The 21,113-nt window shown below is 57.8% G+C and carries 19 protein-coding genes; 10 read left to right on the forward strand and 9 right to left on the reverse strand.

The features are described 5' to 3' along the window. Positions 1–55: 55 nt before the first annotated feature. Entirely contained in the window at positions 56–400 is a 345-nt protein-coding gene (locus tag HQ945_RS19305) for a hypothetical protein (RefSeq protein ID WP_113280954.1), read from the forward strand. A 378-nt stretch (positions 401–778) separates the two neighbouring features. Here HQ945_RS19305 and HQ945_RS19310 read toward each other — a convergent pair whose 3' ends face one another. The 6 genes from HQ945_RS19310 to HQ945_RS19335 all read right to left on the reverse strand — a co-directional run bounded on the left by HQ945_RS19310 (position 779) and on the right by HQ945_RS19335 (position 7,599). Further along, entirely contained in the window at positions 779–1,690 is a 912-nt protein-coding gene (locus HQ945_RS19310; RefSeq protein WP_091923039.1) for a formylglycine-generating enzyme family protein, read from the reverse strand. Between the two features lie 104 nt (positions 1,691–1,794). Next, positions 1,795–2,724, reverse strand: a complete 930-nt coding sequence (locus HQ945_RS19315; protein WP_113280953.1) for a DUF2950 domain-containing protein — start codon at positions 2,722–2,724, stop codon at positions 1,795–1,797. A 43-nt stretch (positions 2,725–2,767) separates the two neighbouring features. Then, positions 2,768–4,153, reverse strand: coding sequence for a DUF3300 domain-containing protein (locus HQ945_RS19320; protein WP_246272725.1), 1,386 nt, complete (start codon positions 4,151–4,153; stop codon positions 2,768–2,770). A 41-nt stretch (positions 4,154–4,194) separates the two neighbouring features. After that, positions 4,195–5,139, reverse strand: a complete 945-nt coding sequence (locus tag HQ945_RS19325; RefSeq protein WP_113280951.1) for an HAD family hydrolase — start codon at positions 5,137–5,139, stop codon at positions 4,195–4,197. A 636-nt stretch (positions 5,140–5,775) separates the two neighbouring features. Then, on the reverse strand, positions 5,776–6,096 hold the full coding sequence (locus HQ945_RS19330; RefSeq protein ID WP_174208413.1) for a hypothetical protein: 321 nt from the start codon (positions 6,094–6,096) through the stop codon (positions 5,776–5,778). Positions 6,097–6,429: 333 nt separating this feature from the next. Further along, positions 6,430–7,599 carry a zinc-dependent alcohol dehydrogenase gene (locus HQ945_RS19335; RefSeq protein WP_113280950.1) on the reverse strand — a complete coding sequence of 390 codons (1,170 nt, stop codon included), beginning with the start codon at positions 7,597–7,599 and terminating at the stop codon, positions 6,430–6,432. 283 nt (positions 7,600–7,882) lie between these two features. Between HQ945_RS19335 and HQ945_RS19340 the strand changes: the two genes are divergently transcribed. The 8 genes from HQ945_RS19340 (at position 7,883) to HQ945_RS19375 (ending at position 15,276) form a co-directional block, all read left to right on the forward strand. Then, a complete protein-coding gene (locus HQ945_RS19340; RefSeq protein WP_113280948.1) occupies positions 7,883–9,076 on the forward strand; it encodes a succinylglutamate desuccinylase/aspartoacylase family protein in 1,194 nt (397 codons plus the stop codon). 509 nt (positions 9,077–9,585) lie between these two features. Then, complete coding sequence (locus tag HQ945_RS19345) at positions 9,586–9,900, forward strand: hypothetical protein (protein WP_246272726.1); 315 nt, start codon at positions 9,586–9,588, stop codon at positions 9,898–9,900. Continuing rightward, a complete protein-coding gene (locus HQ945_RS19350; protein ID WP_174208414.1) occupies positions 9,897–11,282 on the forward strand; it encodes an MFS transporter in 1,386 nt (461 codons plus the stop codon). Before HQ945_RS19345 ends, HQ945_RS19350 begins: the two co-directional genes overlap by 4 nt. 14 nt (positions 11,283–11,296) lie before the next feature. Next, the gene (locus HQ945_RS19355) at positions 11,297–11,794 is read left to right on the forward strand and encodes a DUF3833 family protein (RefSeq protein ID WP_246272727.1); all 498 of its coding nucleotides are present in this window, start codon (positions 11,297–11,299) and stop codon (positions 11,792–11,794) included. A 40-nt stretch (positions 11,795–11,834) separates the two neighbouring features. Next, positions 11,835–12,017 (forward strand): hypothetical protein, encoded by a 183-nt coding sequence (locus HQ945_RS19360; RefSeq protein ID WP_174208416.1) that lies wholly within the window; start codon positions 11,835–11,837, stop codon positions 12,015–12,017. 160 nt (positions 12,018–12,177) lie between these two features. Next, positions 12,178–13,356 (forward strand): LuxR C-terminal-related transcriptional regulator, encoded by a 1,179-nt coding sequence (locus HQ945_RS23155; protein WP_174208417.1) that lies wholly within the window; start codon positions 12,178–12,180, stop codon positions 13,354–13,356. A gap of 114 nt (positions 13,357–13,470) precedes the next feature. Further along, complete coding sequence (locus HQ945_RS19370) at positions 13,471–14,061, forward strand: jacalin family lectin (RefSeq protein WP_027232802.1); 591 nt, start codon at positions 13,471–13,473, stop codon at positions 14,059–14,061. A 210-nt stretch (positions 14,062–14,271) separates the two neighbouring features. Next, the gene (locus tag HQ945_RS19375; protein WP_162737213.1) at positions 14,272–15,276 is read left to right on the forward strand and encodes an ABC transporter substrate-binding protein; all 1,005 of its coding nucleotides are present in this window, start codon (positions 14,272–14,274) and stop codon (positions 15,274–15,276) included. A 6-nt stretch (positions 15,277–15,282) separates the two neighbouring features. Here the strand turns inward: HQ945_RS19375 and HQ945_RS19380 are convergent, their stop codons facing one another. Then, a complete protein-coding gene (locus HQ945_RS19380) occupies positions 15,283–17,049 on the reverse strand; it encodes an adenylate/guanylate cyclase domain-containing protein (protein WP_343051273.1) in 1,767 nt (588 codons plus the stop codon). Between the two features lie 372 nt (positions 17,050–17,421). After that, the gene (zwf, locus tag HQ945_RS19385) at positions 17,422–18,879 is read right to left on the reverse strand and encodes a glucose-6-phosphate dehydrogenase (RefSeq protein WP_113281082.1); all 1,458 of its coding nucleotides are present in this window, start codon (positions 18,877–18,879) and stop codon (positions 17,422–17,424) included. Between the two features lie 313 nt (positions 18,880–19,192). Here zwf and HQ945_RS19390 point away from each other — a divergent pair, with 313 nt between their 5' ends. After that, complete coding sequence (locus tag HQ945_RS19390) at positions 19,193–19,663, forward strand: VOC family protein (protein ID WP_113281081.1); 471 nt, start codon at positions 19,193–19,195, stop codon at positions 19,661–19,663. A 95-nt stretch (positions 19,664–19,758) separates the two neighbouring features. Here HQ945_RS19390 and HQ945_RS19395 read toward each other — a convergent pair whose 3' ends face one another. Continuing rightward, entirely contained in the window at positions 19,759–21,087 is a 1,329-nt protein-coding gene (locus tag HQ945_RS19395) for an epoxide hydrolase family protein (RefSeq protein ID WP_113281080.1), read from the reverse strand. Positions 21,088–21,113: the final 26 nt, after the last annotated feature.

Genomic DNA, 21,113 nt, shown 5'->3' on the forward strand with positions numbered 1-21,113 from the left:
CAATATTGACGGACCGCTTCGGCAATCTTGTTACGGTTACACCGGTGAGAATTGAATGAAGCTGATTCGGAGTGGACGTGAGAGTGATGAACTTCAGAGCAGTCACCATGCGCTTTTCAACGACAGCGCTAATCGTCGCCTGCTGAACTCAATTAGACGCGCGTTTCCGAAAATGTATTCGGCATATGTCTTGGATTGGATACCAGAGCAAGGGGAGGACATCTTTACCGTTCTGGTCGATGACAACACTGTTGCTACGTTCGAACTGTCGAGATTGAATTGTGAATTGGCAGAAGCACAAAATGTTCGGATGACCAAAGACTATCAACGTGCTCTCCAGAAGCACAAGATGATAAAACTTCTGATCGCTCTGGAGTTGGCCGCAGAGAACGCTGAGTAAGCATGATTGCAAAGGAAGAATTTAAGAAACTTTGTGCGGTCGCAGCGAGTGACAAGTGCGAATTGAAGTCCTGGCTCTCGTAAATAGGCATGAGTGTACGATCGGTGTAATATTGAACATGTGAGTTCTCGCTGAATGGCGACGTCGGAGCAATCGTCATCCGGTCGTCGACCACCTTCGACAAACCTCGATCCGCTGCAAATCGCGCTCGCTCATTACAATCAGTCCCATCCGCATCTCCCACGTCATCAAAAACGCCGGAAGAGTGACATTCTTACTTTGCAGAAACAGGACACTTCAACTTTGCGGCTACACACACTTGCATAAGGCGTATTATGGAACTAGCGCCCAGCCAGCCGCCAGCCGCTTACGATACAGCTATTGCCTCACGATGCAGCGGAAACCGATATGTGATGTCGCCGATTCCTCCTGCTGCGCGTGGCGCGCGGCCGGCCGATAGCGGCGGCAGTAGTTTGGCGCGCAAAGGTGCGAACCGCCTTTTACAACGCGGCGGGCAATCTTGACTTCAGGTTGACTGGGATCAAAGCTCGCCTGCGCTTCAGCACGCCGTGGATTTTCCGGAATGCAACAGGCCTTCGCGGCCGGCTCGGGATGGGCATCCGACCAATAGTCTACTGTCCACTCCCAGACATTCCCGATCATGTCATGAATGCCATAGCAGTTGGCCGGGAAATGCCCCACCGGCGAGGTTCGGTAGAATCCGTCCTCTTCGAGGTTCTCGTTGGGAAAACGGCCCTGCCACGTGTTCGCCATGTGTTGGCCATTGGGGATAAATTCGCTTCCCCAGGCATACTCCGCAGCCTCCAGTCCACCCCGCGCGGCAAGTTCCCATTCGGCTTCGGTCGGAAGTTCCTTGCCTGCCCAGGCCGCGTAGGCTTTGGCATCATCATAGGCGACGTGGACGACGGGATGGTCAAGGATGGTAGCGATGCTGGTTTTGCGGCCATAGGGATGGCGCCAGCTTGCGCCAAGCAGATAGTTCCACCATTGATAGATATCAGGCTTGCTGACGATGTGCGACGGCGCGATGAAGACCATGGAACCCGCCCGGAGGTTTTTCTGCGCCGCACCGGGATAGTCCGCAGCAACCGGTTTTTTCTCCGCGACAGTTACATGCCCGGTAGCGTTGACGAACTCCAGGAACTGCCTGTTCGTCACCGGCATGATATCGATCCAGAATCCGTCAACATATACGGGATGCGCTGGCGCCTCTTCCGGATAATGGTCGTTGGATCCCATCAGGAATGTCTTTGCATCGATGCGGACCATGCCTGCCCGGCTTGTGGCGTCGTTCCGTTTTGCGGCAGCGCTTGGTTGAGCAAGCGTGCTTTCGCTCGCAGCAACTTGTTTGCCAATGCGCGCCCTGGTTTCACTCATTCTTCGACTTCCTCCCAGGTCTTGTCGGGATTGAAGACGTTGATTTGCTTGACCAGCTTGGCGGTTTGCGGCCCAAGGTCCTTTTCATAGACCGTCCCGTGATGACTGACGACAAAGGTCATCACGCCGGTCTCGCCATAGATTGCCGGCCAGGCGATCAAGGCATGTCCGGCAATCATGTTGCCGTTGATGACGAAATCGTATTTGCCACCGGCAATATTGCTGCCTTGGGACTTGAGGATGCGATAACGATAGCCGAAATAGCCATGGTCCGATGCGGCTGCACCCTCGACCTTAGCCGGATCGGCAAAGCTGCCGGCCGGACTTTCTTCGCCGCCATCAGATTTCCAATAGAGGCCGTCCTGTTTTCCGGGCTCGCTGATGAGTTTTTGCGCAAATTCAAGAACGCCGTCCCCATCATGATCTTCCTCGGCGTAGGTATCCTGGGCGCGAACTTCATCGCGAGCGGTCTGGATCGCCTGCAACTCGTTCTCGCCTATCCGGCGCGAGAGGATTTCCTCAAGACCTGCAACAGTGTCGAACTGCCAGCCCGCATCGTGCTTGACCAGTGGAAACGGAAACGGCCAGACACGGCTGCCCAGGATGACTTCCTTGGCGCCGTCATCGCGATCTTTCAGCTCCGTGCGTTCCTTCGATGCCTGCAGCAGTTCCGCGAGCCGATCGCCCAAATCTTCCGATTTCCTGGCCTGCTCGGCATTCAGTCCGAGCAACTTCGCCAGAGCGTCAACGTCCTTGGCTTCCAGCCCCTTCTTCAGCGCATCGAGCGCGTCGCCCGGATCCTTGAATGTTTCAGCCTCCGGGCCGACAAAGCGCTGGAGCGACTGTTCCGCCGCGAACGACGTGGTCACGGGCAGCGCTGCAAGCACTGCGGCGAGGACGAACATTTTCAGAGTTGTGCGATACATTTTGAAATCCCTTCAAAACGAAACTCGGTTGGCAGCGTTCGAGCTAACGGCGCCCGCCGCCTCGACCACCGCCACCTCGGCCGCCGCCGCCCTGCCGTCGGCCTCCACCACCATGGGAAATGCGCGGTCCACCACCACCGTGCCCGACCCTCGCTCCGCCGCCGACATTGCGGCTGACATTGCCACGCTGCGATGCAATACGCGTGTCGCGGCCGGCACCGTAGTTGCCCAGCGCGCTTGGCTGCCTCGGACGGTTGTCAATGCGCCCGGCCGCCCTGTTGGTCGGACGGTTGGCGTTCTTGAGCTGTCCCGCATTGCCGGGTCGGTCCCGATTGGCAACCTGACCCTTGTTTGGGCGATTGGCTCCTGCTCTCTGCCCGATATCGCGGTTTGCAACCTGCCCCTGAACCTTGTTGGCGATGTTGCCGCCGCCTTTCTGCTTGAGGCCCTGCTGTACATCGCGCCGAATATCGCTGGCCTGGATCTTGGATTTCGCACCAGCCAGGTTACCCGTCCGTTCGCGGTTCTGCAGATTGTTTTTCACATCGAGGCGGTTGCCCCGGTTCTCGCGAATGTTATTGGCGACGGAATCGCGATCGAAATTGAACTTGTTCCTGTCGAAGTTGAGGTTGTTGATGTTGTTCCTGTCGAAGTTGAAGTCGTTGCGGTTGATGTTGTCGATGTCGATATCGATGTCATCGCCGCTCCAGGAATGCCAGTTGTCCCAGTCCACCGCTGCGCCAAAGACCGCACCGGTGACAAAGCCGCTCCAATAGGGAGCGTAAGGATAATAATAGGAAGGATACGGGTCGCCGTAGACGATCGGCGCGGTCGCGACATAGGTCGGGTTGGTCAAAATGACCGGGTCGTAGGTCGGAACGTAGGTTACTTCCTTTTGCGCCGGCCGGATGATGACATTGTCATTCTTGGTTTCGACGATCACCTTGCTGTCCGATTTGATCGTGCCGTCGGCCACCGCCTTGTCACGCAACTGCTGGATTGCGACGAGAACATCCTTCTGCTGGTTGGCGACGGCTTCGCCAAGCTGCTCGGTCCACGCGAGATCGTCGTTCATCATGGTCAGAACGGTCGGATAATTGAGCAGGGAAACGATACTGCCATCCCAACTGGAATCGGGTTTCAGCTCGGGCTTGCTTTTGACCTGGTCCATGAACCGCGCGGCTTGCACAATCTGCAATGGATTGACTGTTGCGGAGAGCACCAGCGCGACAAGATCATCGGGATAAAGGGCGATGCGCGCAACAAGGGTTTCCAGTTCGTCCTCCGTCAGCAAGGATGGCTCTTCAATCGCGGCGGTCGCCGTTGCCGGCGCAGGTTGGGTTTGAGCCAAGGCGCTGCACCATGGTGCCGCCGACAGCATCAAGGCCGCCGTTGCGATAAGAGCAATCGCATTCCTGTGAAATGGCATCATGGTTCTCCTCACATTCTGGTTGGCGGCACAAGTCCAACCTATTCGGGATAGATGCTTTTCCAATCGGTCTTCATGCTGGCGATGGTCCATCCTCGCTTCGGACCCTCGTCCAGACCACGGTCGAGGCGGCCAAAGTGTGACTTGCGATCATAGGCGTATTCCCGTTCTCCGTCATCGTGGTGAACAAGAAGGCCCAGTCGCCGGCCGGAACCGGATGTCGTCCATTCCAGCATTTCGAAGTCACCGTCGGAATTGCCGAAAGCTGCAATCGGCTGCCGCCCGATGAATCTGTTAATGCCAACCGGCTTGCCGGCCTTATCGTCGATGAAATCGATCTCCGGCAGGCGAATGATTACAGGCTTCCCGTCACGAACTTCGTACTTGGTCTTGATACTCGATCCTATGACATTCTCGGCTGGTATCCCATAGACTTTGTCAGTCCATGGACGCATGAATTCAATGCCACCGCCGGATACGATGAACACCTTGAAGCCGTTCTGTTTGAGATAGTCGATGACCTCGAGCATAGGCTGGAAGATGAGCGACGTGTACGGTTTGTCGAGTTTGGGATGACGTGCCTTGGCGATCCAGTCAGCAACAATCTTGCTGAACTCCTCACTTGTCATGCCGGCGTGGGTTGCCGCCACAAGTTCGACAAGTCCGCGCTCGCCCGACGCCGCGACACCGTTCAAATCTCCTGAAAGGACAGATTTGAACGGTTCGGTGGTCTGCCATTCCGGATGCTCCGGCACGAGGGCTTTCACGCGGTCGAGGACAAATGCGAGCTGGACATACATCGGCTGCTCGCCCCAGAGCGTGCCGTCATTGTCAAAGACGGCAATTCGGTTGTCGAGGTCGACGAAGTCGGCATTCTCTTCGGTGGTAACGGCCTTCACGAAATCGATGATCCTTGCCTTGGCATCACCGTCGGACCACGAGGAAAGCGGCGCCTTTGCCCCCTGTGCAAGAGCGGTGACAGGCATTGCTAAAGTGGAAGCCAAGGGCGAACATGCATTGCCCGGGTTTTGGTCTCTTGCCGCGCCATTCTCGACTTGCCTTCTGCCTTTGCTCATTCCGGACGCCCATCGGGGCGGCTGCCGGAACGTCTTGCTCGCCCGCTCGGTCAGGGCGAAAGGCGGATGCGGTGTAAACAAGTGAGCCGCCGGCATCGTCGCAGCCCAGAACCAATGTGGTTCCGGCGCGGAATCAGATCGAAAGCCGGTCAAGAACCTCGATGAGGAAAACTATAAATTCCTGAAGGTTTACGCAGCCCATCGCCGGACCACCATGTCAAACGCATTGAATGAATTTCTCATCGAGAAATCTGGGCTGTAACCTTCGCCCAAGCGTGACTTCCGTCGCGGCACGTGCTTCGACGCCGGCCGGTGCAGCGCAGCGCCAATGTTGAGCCAGGAGCGAATGTCAGAATGTTCTTTCTTGCTGCGCGCGGCGATCGACGCGCGACCGAAAGCGCCCCCTCCGCACGGGCGTTTTACCTCAGTCGACTTCACCGGTGAAGATCGAAATCCCGATGAGGCATGATGGGAGGGGCCGCCGGCTGTATCGCCTCTTATTGCGACGGCTTGAGGAAGACCGATCAAGCCCTGGCGACGAAGCGCTCAACCTCCAGTGCATTCGGACGGCACGGCTCGGCCAACGCCCCACGATAGCTTCCCCTGCACGATACTCAGCGTCTGGCGGCCATTCGAAAAAGTCGTTCCACCGGGCCCCATCAAGGGCAGCTCGACCTCTGTCGCGCCGTTGACGGATACCGAAGCCCGATCGCCAAGGAGACGTACTGCCAGATGCGTGCCGTCCTCGCACTTGTAGTTGCTGACCGGATAGGGGTTGCCCACGCCCACCGACGCTCCAGGCGTGGATGGCTCATTGCTTACAAGCATCAAGGCGCTGATTGCCGCGATCGATAGATGACCCAACATGGTAGTTCTCCAAACTGGATCGAGAGTAGATGAAACAGAGAATGATGTCTTCTCCGGAGGACGAGCCGCGCAGATATTCACCACGGCCGCACCAAAAAAGGTCAAGCAACCTACTCGATCGCTCTCTGGCAGTGGCTCCGGTGGCCTTGTGGCCGGCGGGCGGGCGTGGTCTTTCGATAAAAGCCAAGGGCCGGTCCCTGCGGTCCCACTGTTCCGCCAATCCGTCAAAGTAAAAACGCATTGGGTGGAACCGACGGAAGTGGCGGGCTTGCAGTTTGTTTAGTCAAGAAACATGCGGGCCGGTCTAGGTCTTTATTATGTGCGGCACTGTAATTATGGACGCAGCACTACTTTGATTACGCCATCCTCTTTGTCGCGGAATTTCTTGTACATTTCAGGCGCGTCTTCAAGTGCGGAGGGATGTGTGACGACAAAGCTCGGATCTATTTCGCCAGCCTCGATCTTCTCCAGCAATGGTTTCGTATATTTCTGAACGTGTGTCTGCCCCATCTTGAAGGTTAACCCTTTGTTCATCGCGGCACCAAGTGGAATCTTGTCGCCCATACCGACGTACACACCCGGTATCGAGAGGGTTCCGCCCTTGCGGCAGCTCATGATGGCTTCTCGAAGGACGTGGACCCGATCAGTAGCAAGGTACGTCGCGGCCTTGACCTTGTCGATTATCGCGTCCGTCGCACCATGGCCGGAGGCCTCGCAGCCGACAGCATCAATACAGCTATCAGGTCCGCGCTTTTCGGTCCTTGCCATCAACTCGTCGTAGACATCCGTTTTGGAAAAATCGATCGTCTCGGCTCCACCCTCTTCGGCCATCGCAAGCCTTTCCGGAACTTCGTCGATCGCAATGACCCGCCCAGCGCCCATCATGAGCGCGGAGCGGATGGCGAACTGACCAACCGGTCCGCATCCCCAGATCGCAACCGTATCACCCGGCTCGATCTGCGCATTTTCAGCGGCCATGTATCCGGTCGGAAAAATATCGGACAAAAACAGGGCCTGTTCGTCCGTCACGCTGTCGGGAATCTTGATAGGCCCGATATCCGCCATCGGAACCCGCAGATATTCCGCCTGGCCGCCACTATACCCACCAAGCATGTGACTGAACCCGAACAGGCCTGCGGGCGAGTGACCCATGGCTTTGACAGCCAACTCAGCGTTGGGATTGGTGCGATCGCAACACGAGAACATTCCTTGCTTGCAAAACCAGCATTCGCCGCAGCTGATTGTAAAAGGTACAACAACGCGATCACCAATTTTCAGATTGGTGACGTCAGAACCAAGTTCAATAACCTCACCCATGTTCTCGTGGCCGAGAATATCGCCTTTTTCCATCGTGGGCTGGTAGCCGTCCAGCAGATGCAGATCGGACCCGCATATCGCACAACAGGTTATCTTGATGATCGCATCACGTGGATGTTCAATCTTGGGATCGGGAACAGTGTCAATTCGGACATCGCCCTTTCCATGCCAGCAAAGTGCACGCATGTCGGTAGCTCCTATTTAAGAGCTAACCATCTCAAACAGAAGTCGTTCCCCTTTGTGATTAATTTACCCGGCACTCGCAAAGCGCCGGGCGCCAGTCAATTTGGTTGGCTGTTCTTTCTTTTTGTGCCCGCTCCACCACTTGCTTGGGCCCCTCCCGCACAGCCCCACAGAAATAAGCAACTTTGCGAGTAGCTGGTTGTGGTCTAGGTTGCGGAAGATACCTGTGACCACGTGTACGTCGTTGTTCTTACGCAGTTTCTCAGATGACAAAGGACGATCCCTCATGTCGGACAAATCGAAAGGCCGCCTCGATCGCCGCGATTTCATGATCGCATCCATTGCCACGGTCGGCGCGTCGGCGGCGCTCGCCGGCAACGCTGGCACTGCGAATGCTCAAGCCCAAGCCACACCCCCTGCCAATCCGGCCTCCGGAACCGTCTACACTGGCGATGTCATCGAAGGCAAAAAGGTCATCAGTAGGCTCGACGTCAATGACCTGGAGCCAGGCAAGAAGCACCTTTTGTATTTTCAGGGTGTTGAGATGCCGACTGGACAGCATTGGTATGTTTCTGTGACGGTGGCTAAGGGAGCAAAACCGGGGAAGCACGGCATCCTGACAAGTGGCGTGCACGGGGATGAGATGAGTTCTGTGCATACGGTCCAGACAGTGATGAACCAGCTCAATCCTGCGGAAATGTCGGGTACTGTGATGGCGGTCACGGATATCTCCCGCCCCGCCCTCGAGAGCATGCAGCGGAGATGGCCCAATCAGGGCAGAGGCATTGATCTCACCGATATGAATCGCGAGTGGCCCGGCAACGAGAACGGCGCCACCGCACCCAGCCGGCACGCCGGGCTTTTGTTCAACCGGCTGTTGCGGCCGAATGCCGACTTCGCGATCGATTTCCACACCGGGACAACTGGATTTGAAGTCACTGCATTTAACCTCGGCGGCATGGATGTGCCGGAGGTCAAGGCGATGGTGGAGCTCTATCCCGTCGGTCAGATTTTCGACAATCACGTTTATCCCGGCGTTCTGCACAACGCGTTCATGGACGTGGGCATTCCGTCGTTTACGCCGGAAATCGGTGCTGCGCGCCACCTCGATACCGAGATGAGCTCCCTCTTCGTCGAAGGCACGATGAACGTCCTCAAGCATCATGGCATCATCGCCGGGTCAATGGGGCGTACAGGCAAGGACGTGACTGTCTTTGTCGGTAACAGCGCCTTCCCGGTCCTGGCGACCGCAGGCGGGCTGGTCGAGCATTTGGTCAAACTTAACGACAAAGTTGAAGCCGGACAAAAAGTTGCCATCCAGCGCAATAGCTTCGGCGAGGTTGTTGCGGAGTATACGAGCAGCGTTGCCGGGGAGGTAACAGGCCAGCGCAGCGATGCAATGTCGGAGCCCGGAAACCCCTTGGTATTCATTCTTTTCAAAAAGTCGATGCCCGAGGGCGCTGAGTCCTATCCCGAGTAATCGAGCGGATCGCAAGTTACCTTGCGCATAGTCAACCACGACGTGCCGCCTTCCGCTTTCCCCAGCAATGCCCCAATCCCGAGCGCGCGCAGACCTTTCGCAGTAAAGTCAATTCGTTGACGGCATCGGAAATTCGCCCGTTCCATATGAGCGAGGCCATCCATTGCAAAAGCCTATCGATCCATGGGAGCTGATGTTTACGCAGTCATTTTCGAAACCGAAACCACGTTTGTACACCGAAATATCTCAGGCATGTCTAAAACCACCTGTTGAATAAAAGACTTGGAAAATCCTGCTCAAGGGTAATCCAACGCCCGTGTCGCGACGTAATTAAAGCGTTCGAAATCAGCTTGGCCCAAAATAATTTTGGACAATGCCGATGACTACAACGCCTGTACCCAATTCGTCGCTGCTGAAGGGTTTTGCAAATGGTTGTACGTCTCAAAAGATCTGTTCTCCCGTCGGCGCTTATCGTCTTGGCGCTAGTCCATCCAACGAAGGCTCAAAGCTTGTCCGGAGCCGACATCAGAGAGCTGATTAGCGGTCAAAGGGTTTATCTCTCAACACCGTTTGGTGTCGAGCTTCCGCTGATTTATCAATCCAACGGAACAGTCATCGGCAATATTTCAGGGATATCCATTGCTCGGATGTTCGCGCCGCGGGAAGCGGGAAAATGGTGGATCCAAGGCAATGTGCTGTGCCAGAAATGGCCGACATGGTACGACGGGAAGCAATTCTGTTTTGCAGTCCGCAAGATCGCCATCAATAGGATTGCGTGGCTGCGGGACGACGGGACGGCCGGCACAGCCCGCATAGGCGGATGACAAATTCATTGAGGCCCATCGGATTGGGTCGGTACATCGCCTATGCCTTGCCGGCCATTCCCATCGCCGCTCTTACGCTGCCGCTCTATATGATTGTGCCCACGTTTTACAGCGAGGTTACGGGCATATCCCTTGCGACGCTCGGTTCAGTGCTGCTTCTAATACGGCTCTTCGATGCTGCAAGCGATCCAATCATCGGGTGGTTTTCGGATCGCTATTCCCCGGCTTTCGGGCGAAGGCGCAGCCTGTTCGTCCTGTCGATACCCGTCACCGCAACCGCCGCGCTCATGGTCTTCTGGCCGCCGACAGACGCCGGCGTGTACTATCTGTTCAGTTGGGGCGTCGTCCTGTCGGTTGGACATACCGCCACAATCCTTCCCTATACGGCTTGGGGCGCCGAGCTCGCGACCGATTACAAAGGCCGCTCGACAGTTGCCGCGTTTCGTGAAAGCGCGACACTGGCCGGCACCCTGCTCGCTATAGTGTTGCCCTTTGCCGTCGGGCTCGACCTCACCCTCACCTTCCACGGACTTGCGGCTGTCGGGGTCGTCGTCGCGGTGTTGCTACCGGTTGCCGGCTTAATTGCGGTGTGGTGCGTGGCCGAGCCGCGCAATCGATCCACGAGAAGCGTCACCCTGATGAAAGGCGTGCAAGCGCTAATCGGCAACCATGCATTCCTGCGCCTCCTGCTGGCATTCGTCCTCAATGGTCTTGCCAACGCCATTCCCGCCACCCTTTTTCTCTATTTCGTATCGGACCGCCTGGACGCACCGAGTATGCGCGGTCCGTTGCTTTTTCTGTATTTTATCTGCGGGATTGTGGGCGTCCCGCTTGCCGCATGGGCGGCAAAGATCGTCGGCAAACATAGGGCATGGTGTTATGCCATGGGCGTCGCATGTCTGGTGTTTGCCTTCAGCGGCTTTCTTGACCGGGGTGATGTCGGCCCCTTTGCCGCGATCTGCGGCTTCACCGGACTGCTTCTCGGATTTGACCTCGCCCTGCCCGCTTCGATCCAGGCGGATGTGGTTGACATCGATACAGCCACCTCCGGCAGTCAAAGAACGGGGATATATTTCGCGGCCTGGAGTCTGGCCACCAAGTTTTCACTGGCTCTTGCGGTCGGGCTGGTGTTTCCGATCCTGCAGTGGTCCGGTTTTCATGCACAGGCTCAGGGCCAATCCGGCGCATTCGCTCTTCATGTGTTGAGCACGCTCTATGCCTGGCTACCGATCGCCTTCAAACTGGCAGCGATTGGCATCATGTGGAACTTCCCGCTTGACGAGGCAGCCCAGCACAAGCTGCGCCAAAACATTGAACGATCCCAGAAATCGCGCTCGTCATCCAAAACCGAGCGCTTTGCGTATCCAGACGTATCCGAATGACGAAGGAGAAAACCTTGCGCCAGTGTTTGACGATTGCCATTGCCTTCATTGCCAGCAGCCTTTTCACCACCGCTTCGGCAAACGACCTTGTGCTGGAGAAGTACTTCATCGGGCATACTCGCGCGGAGGGACAATTCAGTGCCATCAACGGCGTTAAAAAAAGCTTCAAAGTTCGGCTGACCGGCCGGTGGAACGGCAAGCGTCTGCTTCTCCGAGAGGATTTCACCTACGCGGACGGTCAGAAGGACCGCAAGACCTGGCAATTCGTCAAGACAAGCCCCACGACATACCTTGGCACCCGCGAAGACGTGGTCGGGCGTGCTTTTGTAAGGGTGAACGGTGACACGGCGCGCTTCAGCTATGACGTCTATCTTGACGGCAACACCCGTAAAAATCGCGTCCGGTTTCATGACAGGATGACGTTGCAGAGCAATGGGTTGTTGATCAACGATGCGTGGGTGAGCAAGTACGGGTTTCCAGTGGCGCGAACCCACGTCGAATTTCGCAAGTGAGGCCCGCGCGTTCTTTGTCTTCCAATTGCCGGCGACATCAATGAATAGCCTTCGAGAAAATTATAACGCGGTCGTCGTCGGCTCATCCGGGGGGATCGGTCAGGCGTTGTCCGTGCTTGGTCAGGATGACTGGCTCTTTTCGCGCCTGATCGTGGAACCGGCCAAAATGGCGGATGAATTCGGCGGTGGTGACTTTCATCGTAATGGGGCGAACCTTTCCTGAATAACTCGTATTATACATATAATTCAGTGTTAGCCAGTAAAGTGAAGAGAGGCTTCTGCCTACCCGCACTGGCCGGCCCCAAGGTGCACTTTCCTGTCTGGCTCGCGGCTTGACGAACTTTCTCGGATAATCACGAACGGGATGCGGCCACGTGCACCTTGTGCTATTTGTCTATCAATACGGGGCCAGAACACGGATTGTTCACATGTCCGAGATTGAGGGGTTCTCGACGCTGGTCGGCAAAATTTATGATGCCGCACTAAACCCTGACCTGTGGCCAAGAGTGTTTGATCTCGCCTGCGGGTTCATCGGCGGGTGCTCGGCCAATCTTATTTCGCACAGTGCGGTTGGAAAAAACCCTGATTTTTACTTCGCTGCCAATCAAGATCCTCAGTATATTCAACTCTATTCTGATAAATACTTTAAGATTAACCCGATCTTTCCAACCGTGATATTTTTCGATGTCGAAGAGACACACTGGGTTCCTGATGTCCTCCCACGCCAAGAGTTCTGCCGGACGCGGTTTTTTAAGGAATTCCTGCTGCCCCAGGGCTACATGGATGGTCTGTTCACAAACCTCGAAAAAACGCCGACCGGTTGCGCACTTTTCACCGTATTCCGCCGGATGAGCGACGGTATGGTCGACGACCGGATGCGCCAACGGTTCGACCTCATCGTCCCGCATGTCCGTCGGGCGCTTCTGATCGGAAGAGTGATCGATCTCAAGAAGGTCGAGGCCGCAGCGCTTGCGGACAGCCTCGATACGCTTGCGTCCGCGATGTTCATGGTCGACGGCACCGGCCGCGTCGTCCACGCCAATGTCAGCGGCCACATCATGGTGGCCGAAGCGAGTGTTGTGAGAGCGCGCAAGGGCCGACTTGGGGCGATCGACCAGGCGGCTGACCGGGCGTTGCTGGACAGCTTCAACGCTTCGGGCGGCGGCGATGCGACGTTGGGCCGGAGGGGCATCGCAGTGCCGCTAAGGGCGCACAATGGTGAGCGGTATGTCGCCAACGTGCTAACCCTGACCTCCGGTGCGCGGCGTCGGGCGGGTATCTCCTACGAGGCCGTGGCAACCGTCTTCATTCACAAAGCTGCACTGGATTTGCCCTCGCCGCCGGAGGCGGTCGCGCAGGAGTTTCGCCTGACGCCGGCGGAATTGCGGGTTCTCTTTGCAATCATCGAGGTCGGCGGCGTTGCGGACGTGGCAGCGGTCCTTGGACTTTCTGAGGCAACGGTGAAGACGCACCTCCAACGCCTGTTCCACAAGACTGGCAGCGCCCGGCAGTCCGATCTGGTGAAATTGGTTGCCGGCTACTCCAACGCCCTCGTCGGCTAATCCCCTCGGATCATACGGATCTGGCCCGCATCAACCGAACGGTTGACGCGGACAAGATGTGTCGCTGGTAGAACAAGATCATAGCGAACAGTCCGAGATATAAAGGAGGTTTCCATGAGCGCTTTGGCTCGCAGCGTCGGCTTAATTTTCTTTGCCCTGACAACGGTCGCCCATGGCGCAAGCCAGACAACGCAAGTCGGCGGCTCCGGGGGCAGCCCCTTCAAGATCTTGTGTCCCCCAAATCATGTCCTGATCGGCTTTAATATGAGAACGGGCAGTGCACTCGACGCAATTGCACCGGCCTGCAAAAGACTTAAGGCAGACGGTACGACACTGATGCCGATCAGCAATCCCGGCGCAACCGGCGGCAATGGTGGTCACTCGAACCGCGTGAACTGTATGGGCGCCAACACATTCGTTGCGCGTTTGAATGTCTTCGTCGACCGTTTCGAGATCGTCAATCACATTGAAATTCAATGTCGCACATTGGCGAACAGTGCACCATCCGGCGTATTCCGCCCGCAAGAAGGCATAGGCGGGCAAGCCGTGCGCAGTTTCACGGTCGAATGCCAGACAGGCCATATACCGAACGGAATCATTGGCCGGAGTGGCGCGCTTATCGACCGGCTTGGCCTGCACTGCGACGCCTCAAGTGTGATCGCTCCGCGACAACTTGAGGCTATCCGCCGGTATTGGCCCTATTGACCGCGCTCTATGAGAGCCGCTGCGACACCGATACGCGGGCGCAAAGCGAAAATCATTCCCGTTGTGGGTACCGCCGCCCCCGTTGCCGTTCGGCTGCTTGCTGATAGGATGTGAGGAGCTCGGAGGGATGTTTAAATTCACGAACGTGCGGGCAGCGGAGCCGAGATGCCCCGCCACAGGGCAGCGCCATTCAGGTCTGGGGGCAAATCCATGAAACAGGGTGCGGGGATCGGGCGTCGAGCGCTGGTCGGGGCGATGGCGGGAGCATTTCTTGTGCTCCCATTTAAGGGCGCGCCGCCGGCCCGCGCCGCCGATCTGCCGGTGATCGCCTTCTTCAGGAGTTCGCCTGCCGGACCCTTCGCTTCCCTTGTGGAGGCCTTCCGCAAGGGGGTGGCCGAAGAAGGCCTGGTTGAGGGCGAGACCGTCGTGATCGAATATCGCTGGGCCGACAACAAGCCGGAACTGCTGCCGCAGATCGCAGCGGAACTGGTGTCTGCCAAAGTCTCCGTGATCGTGGGCAACAGCGTCGCTGTGGAAGCGGCGCGAGCCGCTACATCCGACATCCCCATCGTTTTCGTGTCGGCAGACGATCCGGTCAAGGCGGGCCTCGTCGATAATCTGGCCCGGCCGAGCGCCAATTTGACAGGGGTCACGTTCTTCGGCGGCGGCGAGCTTGCGGGTAAGCGAACCGAAATCCTGATGGAACTGGCGCCCACCGCGGTCGATGTCTCCTTGCTGATTGACACGAAATATCCCGGGTTCGAAGCAAATCGCGCCAAGGCCGAGTCTGCAATTACCTCGATTGGACGGCGGCTGATTGTTGCAGAAGTCAGTGGCGTCGAGGAGCTTGAAGCTGCCTTCGATCGGATGTCCGCAGCAGGAGCCGACGCGGTCGTGATCGGCGGCAGTCCCTTCCTGACGAGCCAGCGCTCTACGATCGTCAAACTCGCGGCCAAGCACAAGCTCCCCGCCATCTATGACCAGAAGGACTATGTGATCGACGGCGGTCTAATCAGTTACGCCTCGAGCTTCTCGGAGGCCTATCGTCAGGCGGGCGTCTATGCCGCGCGAATGGTCAAGGGCGCGGCTGCTTCTGAATTGCCGGTCATCCAGCCGACCGTGTTTGAACTTGCGGTCAACCTTTCCACAGCCAAAGCCCTCGGAATAGAAGTGCCCCGCTCGATTTTACTGATGGCGGACGAGGTGATTGAGTAAGCTCATCTATTCGCACACCCGTCCCTCTTTCATCTTGATGGCGAATACGCGGGTGTCTGCCTCGAACCCTTTCAACAGGCGCTCTCCAAGGTCATCCAGTGGAAAAGCAGGTCCGATCTGCCGTGCGGTAGCAGCGTCGATGAGGATCTGCCCATCTTTCGCCGCGGAGCAAAGGCGCGACGCCAGATTGACCACGGGTCCGATAGCCGTGTATTCGAGCCGCCCCTCATAGCCGATCCGACCTACCGTCGCGGCACCGGCTGCCATCCCCATCCCGAACCCAATGCCATAGCCGACGGAAGTCCAGCGGAAGACGAGTTCCTGAACCGCCTCCTGTATATCCACCGCCATGCGCGCTGCAAGCCCTACTGGATCGTCACAGGGCACGGGGGCGTTCAATAGCAGCATAAAACCATCACCAGAAAAGCCGGTTTGCGTCGCTTCGTGCTTCTGCACCAGCTGACCGAGCACGGTGAAGAACTCTTCCAGCACCGCCATGATTTCGCCCGGCTCCGCTTTCGCCGAGAAGGCTGTAAAATTGCGCAGGTCCCCGAACACCACCACGACATCGGCCTGCTTGCTCTCCAGCAGTTTCTCGGAGCCCTCGATCTCAATCAACTCCGCCACTTGCGGCGCAAGAAACTGCCTCAGTCGGGCGATGCGCTCCGAACGCTCTTTCGAAAGCGCGATTTCATCCGCCATTGTGTTAAATCGTTCCGCCAGTTCCTGGAGTTCATCGCCGCTGTCGATGCGAACGCGATGATCGAACTGTCCCGCACCGATTTTGGTGGCGCCCTGTTCCAGCAGGCGGATGGGACCGGTGATTCTGCCTGCGAGCACGTATGCGAGTGCAGCCGACACCGCAATACCTGCGATCAGGAGGATGCCCGTCCGCCACAACGCGGCGTAGATGGGTGCGAACGCCTCCGATAGGGGTTGCTCGACATACACGGTCCAATTTGGTCCGGGAACGATGGCGCTACCGGCGATCACCCACGCCCCGCTATCCCCGCGCCGGACTATCACCGGGTTCGAACCGACGGGCACCTGCGTTATATCATCGGCCACAGCCGGCCGTTCGGGAACTGCCATAAGGTCTCCCGGGTCCTCGCCACGAAGCACCCGGACAATTTCGGGGTGCGCGATCAGCCGCCCTATGCGGTCGCGGACATGGGCGTGTCCCTTCTGGCCGACCCTGATGTTGGCGATCACGCTCCAGATCAGCTTCAGGTTGACTTCCGCGATCGCCACCCCGGTGCTGCTCTTCTCGCCGGCAATCGCGATAGCCATATAAGGCTCCGATCCTCGCGAGAAATGGACCGACCCAAACCGGCTCCCGTTTTCCATCAGCTCCTGAAAGCTGGCTTCGCGCGACAGATCGCGTCCGCTGTCCATGATGTCCGGCACGATGCGGGAGACGCGCAGGAGTTCCTTGCCCTGGCGGTCTGCCTGCGCGAACTCGGTGATGGCGGGCGCTTGGCGCAGCAGGCGAAGGGCGTCGAACCGCCGTTCTTCAGGGCTCACAGAGGCGACGGGCAACTGGACGGCCCATCCCATCTGGTCAATGATTGAGTTCAGGAAACTGCTGATGCGTTCCGACGATGCGCGCGCCTCCGACAAGAGCCTGGAATCAATGGAGGCGCGCTGGTCGCGATACCCAAGCCAGGCCTCGATCGTTCCGCCGACAATGATGGGCAGCAGAACTGCAGCAAAAATCGTTGTGAAGTATTTCCTGAATAAGCTACGCCTCAATGGTCCGGCAGCTGTTGTCACTGCTGATCGCCTATGCCTGTTGGCTGTCTGAAACGCGGTTTTCCAATGCGGATTGAATATGAGGCTTTCAGCCGTTGCAGGGCGAGAGCAATTGTGGCCCTGTCCGTTCGACGGAGAGCATCACAGCCGCCTCCGCCCACGGCCGCTGCGTATCTCTGCACGTTTAGGTTGATCCAGAATTGCGCGACGGTCAATGCGTACAATTCAAGTGGTAGACGGGTTGGAGCCCCACCCCGCCACGCGATGGCTCCGGCAGGTTTCGGCTAGGCGCTGTATTTGTTGCCGGGTCCCAACATCACTGGCTTAAGGTCGGACGTGGGCGCAAAGCTGTCGCGGAATGCATTCGCCTGGAAAGGCTGACAAGTCCGCCGACTACTCCTTCGCCGGATCTCGCCAGGCCCGCTCGAACGGCAGGCGCCAGGCATGAGGCGCGATGAGTTGGTGGATCGATTTCGGGCCCCAGCCGCCCTGATCATAGAGGCGCACCGGCGGCGGGTTTTCCAAGAGCGGTTGCGAGATTTCCCAGAGCCGCTCTATACCCTCGGCGGTGGTAAACAGCGTGTGATCGCCACGCATGGCGTCGAGGATCAGGCGCTCGTAGGCCTCGAGCACTTCGCCGATCAGACCGGTTTCGCTCATTGCGAACTGCAACGACAGCTTGTCGAGCCTGAACCCTGGGCCAGGTCGCTTGCCATAGAAGGACAACGAGACCTTTGAGGCATCCGCAAGGTCGAACGTGAGGTGGTCCGGTCCTTGCGCCCCAACACCCGAGCCGGCCGGAAACATCGACTTGGGAGGCTCTCGGAAGGCGATCGAGATGATGCGCTGGCCCTCCGCAAGACGTTTTCCCGTGCGCAGGAAGAAGGGCACGCCCGCCCAGCGCCAATTGTCGATGGCACATTTGAGGGCGATGAAGGTATCGGTGTCACTCTCCGGATCAACTCCCGGCTCCTTGCGGTAGCCGATATATTGGCCGCGCACGACATCGCGTGGCTCGATCGGCAGCATGGAGCGGAACACCTTGTTCTTTTCCTCCGAGATCGGCGCCGGCTCCAAGGCCGTGGGCGGTTCCATCGCCATAAAGGCCAGGATCTGAAAGAGGTGGGTCACCACCATGTCGCGATAGGCGCCCGTCGTCTCGTAGAAGGCCGCGCGGGTGGAAAGGCCCAGCGTCTCCGGAACGTCGATCTGCACATGGTTTATGAAGTTGCGGTTCCAGATTGGCTCGAAAAGCCCGTTGGCGAAGCGGAAAGCGAGGATGTTCTGCGCCGGTTCCTTGCCGAGGAAGTGGTCGATACGGAAAATCTGCTTTTCGTCGAAAACCTCGTGCAGTCTCTTGTTCAGTTCCATCGCACTGACAAGGTCCGTGCCGAACGGCTTTTCCATAATGATGCGGCAACCCTCAACGAGTTTCGCCTCAGCAAGGAGTTGCACGGCCGAGAGCGCCGCCCTTGGCGGCACGGAAAGATAATGCACGCGCCGCGTTTCCGGCCCAAGCGCCTCCTCTGCCTTATTCACCGCTTCCTTCAACAAGCCCGCGCCGGCAGAAAGCGGGACATAGTCAAGCGATGAAGAGAAATCTTCCCATTCGGTCTCGGTGAATTTGCGGGTCAGGAACGTGCTGAGCGACTCGCGTGCGATGGCGCGGAAACCGTCGGCATCGATCTCATCGAGCGAAACACCGACGATGCGGCACCCGGGTATAAAGCCAGCCCTGACGAGATGAAACAGGCCCGGCAGAAGCTTGCGACGGGAGAGATCGCCCGTTGCCCCGAAGAGGACAACGACCTGCGGGTAGCCGGGTCCGACCCGAGTCAAGTTCTTTTGCACAGTGCCCGCTCCACTTTCTTCTGTTGCCCAGTCCTGCACCTTTTTGGCTGGCTGCCCTGATACTTGACGCCCGCAGCATGCCTCGCCCGATCGAAGGCTGAATAGAGACATGAATAGCCCAGTCGATCAAGGATTTACGGGTTTCATCATCCCTCCAGGCGTTCGCATCAACCGGACAGTTGACGCGGACAACGGTATCGTGCCCACGTGGGGCCATACCAAACTTTCGTTCGATTTTTTGCGTGGGAACTGTCGGTATGGAAGCTCCAACTTCGTCCTACTGACAGAAGTCCATTCAACAGGAGGTTACACGATGAAGGTTACGCAACATCTTTGGTTCGAGAAAGACATGGAGGCGGCAGTCCGCTTCTACACCTCGCTGATTGGCGGCTCTTCCGTCGAATGGGTCTCGACCATTCCGGCAGATACGCCAAGCGGACCGGCGGGGAGCGTTAAACTCGCAGGCTTTACCCTCGGCGATCAGCGCTACATGGCTATCGAAGCCGGACCGCTCGATCCGTTCAATCACAGTTTTTCGATCATCGTCGAGTGCGAGACCCAAGGTGAGATCGACCGCCTTTGGGAAGCATTGCAGGACGGAGGCTCGACGGAGCAATGCGGATGGTTGCGCGATCGCTGGGGGTTGTCCTGGCAAATCACCCCCAAGCGCCTCGGTGAATTGATGAGCGACCCGGACCCGGCGAAGGCCAAGCGTGTCACCGAAGCCATGCTCAAGATGAAGAAATTCGACATTGCCGGACTGGAAGCTGCAGCAAAGGGCTGAACCTCCAGGAAAAGCCGAGGCATCGACGGAACTCTTCCAAGACTTCGCGGCACAATGGGGCGGCCGCACATTGCCGCCGCCCCGTTGATTGCTGGTTAGCGCAGCGACTGGAGCCCCGTTCTAAGTTCGGTAGTGAACAGCGCCGGCTGTTCCCAGGCGGCGAAGTGGCCGCCCTTGTCGAGCTTGTTGTAGTGGATCAGCTTGGGATACGCCTTCTCCACCCAACTACGCGGCGCCGTATAGATCTCGTCGGGGAAAGCGCTTACTGCCACCGGGATGGTGACGTTCTTCGGCGCGAAGAATGGAAGCTTGTTTTCCCAATAGAGACGAGCCGAAGATACGCCCGTATTCGTCAGCCAGTAGAGCGTAATGTTGTCGAGAATGTCGTCTCGCGTAAGGCCCTCGGTTTTACCGTCGAAGATGCGCGTGATGAGTTCATAACTGCGGATGTCGTGATCGAGTATCCAGGCGGCGAGACCGACGGGCGAATCCTCAATCGCATAAAGGGTCTGGGGTCGGTTCCCCATCTCCTGCGCGTAAGCCAGCCCATGCTTGTAGAAGAAGGCAAGCTGGTCATAGGCATTCTTCTCTTCAGGCGAGAGTCCCTCGGGAGGCGCCGCTCCTGCGAAAGCCGCCTTATCGATCTCAGGCGGCACTGCGCCGGCCATATTGGTATGAATGCCGATCAGTTCCGGCGGCGCCTGCACGCCCATCTGATCGACAATTAGCGCGCCCCAATCACCGCCCTGCGCGACAAATTTCGTGTAGCCGAGGCGCTTCATCAACGCGGTCCAGGCGGCTGCGATGCGGACGGCGTCCCAGCCTGTAGTGGTCGGCTTACCGGAAAAGCCGTAGCCGGGCATCGACGGTATGACGACATGAAAGGCGTCCTTTTCGGTGCCGCCGTATGCTGTCGGATTTGTGAGCGGGTCAATGATCTTCAATTGCTCGATGATCGAGCCGGGCCACCCATGTGTGACGATGAGCGGCAATGCGTTCTCATGTTTAGAACGGGCGTGGATAAAGTGAATCTCCAGCCCGTCAATCTCGGTTGTAAACTGCGGCAAGGCGTTGAGCCGGGCCTCGACTTTGCGCCAGTCGTAATCCGTTCCCCAATAGCCGGCGAGTGCCTTGATCGTCGCGAGTTGCACACCTTGTGTTGCATCCGTCACCACTTCTTGCGGCGGCAGTTTGGTAGCGGCGATGCGTCGACGCAGATCTTCGAGTTGGGCGTCCGGAATGTTCACCGTGAACGGGCGGATTTCTTCCGTCGCGGCCATGGCGTCCGGTCCGGCAAAAAGGCTCGCCGTGGTTGCAGCCGCAATCCCCAGTGAGACAGTGCTCAAGAATTCGCGCCGGCTTTGTCGGATAGGTCTGACCGCCGGCACTGATGAATGCTCGTTGGGATATTCTGTGTCTGCCATTGTAGTGCTCCCGTTGGTCGGGCCCA

This window comes from Phyllobacterium pellucidum (assembly GCF_013327855.1).
Taxonomy (GTDB): Bacteria; Pseudomonadota; Alphaproteobacteria; order Rhizobiales; family Rhizobiaceae; genus Phyllobacterium; species Phyllobacterium pellucidum.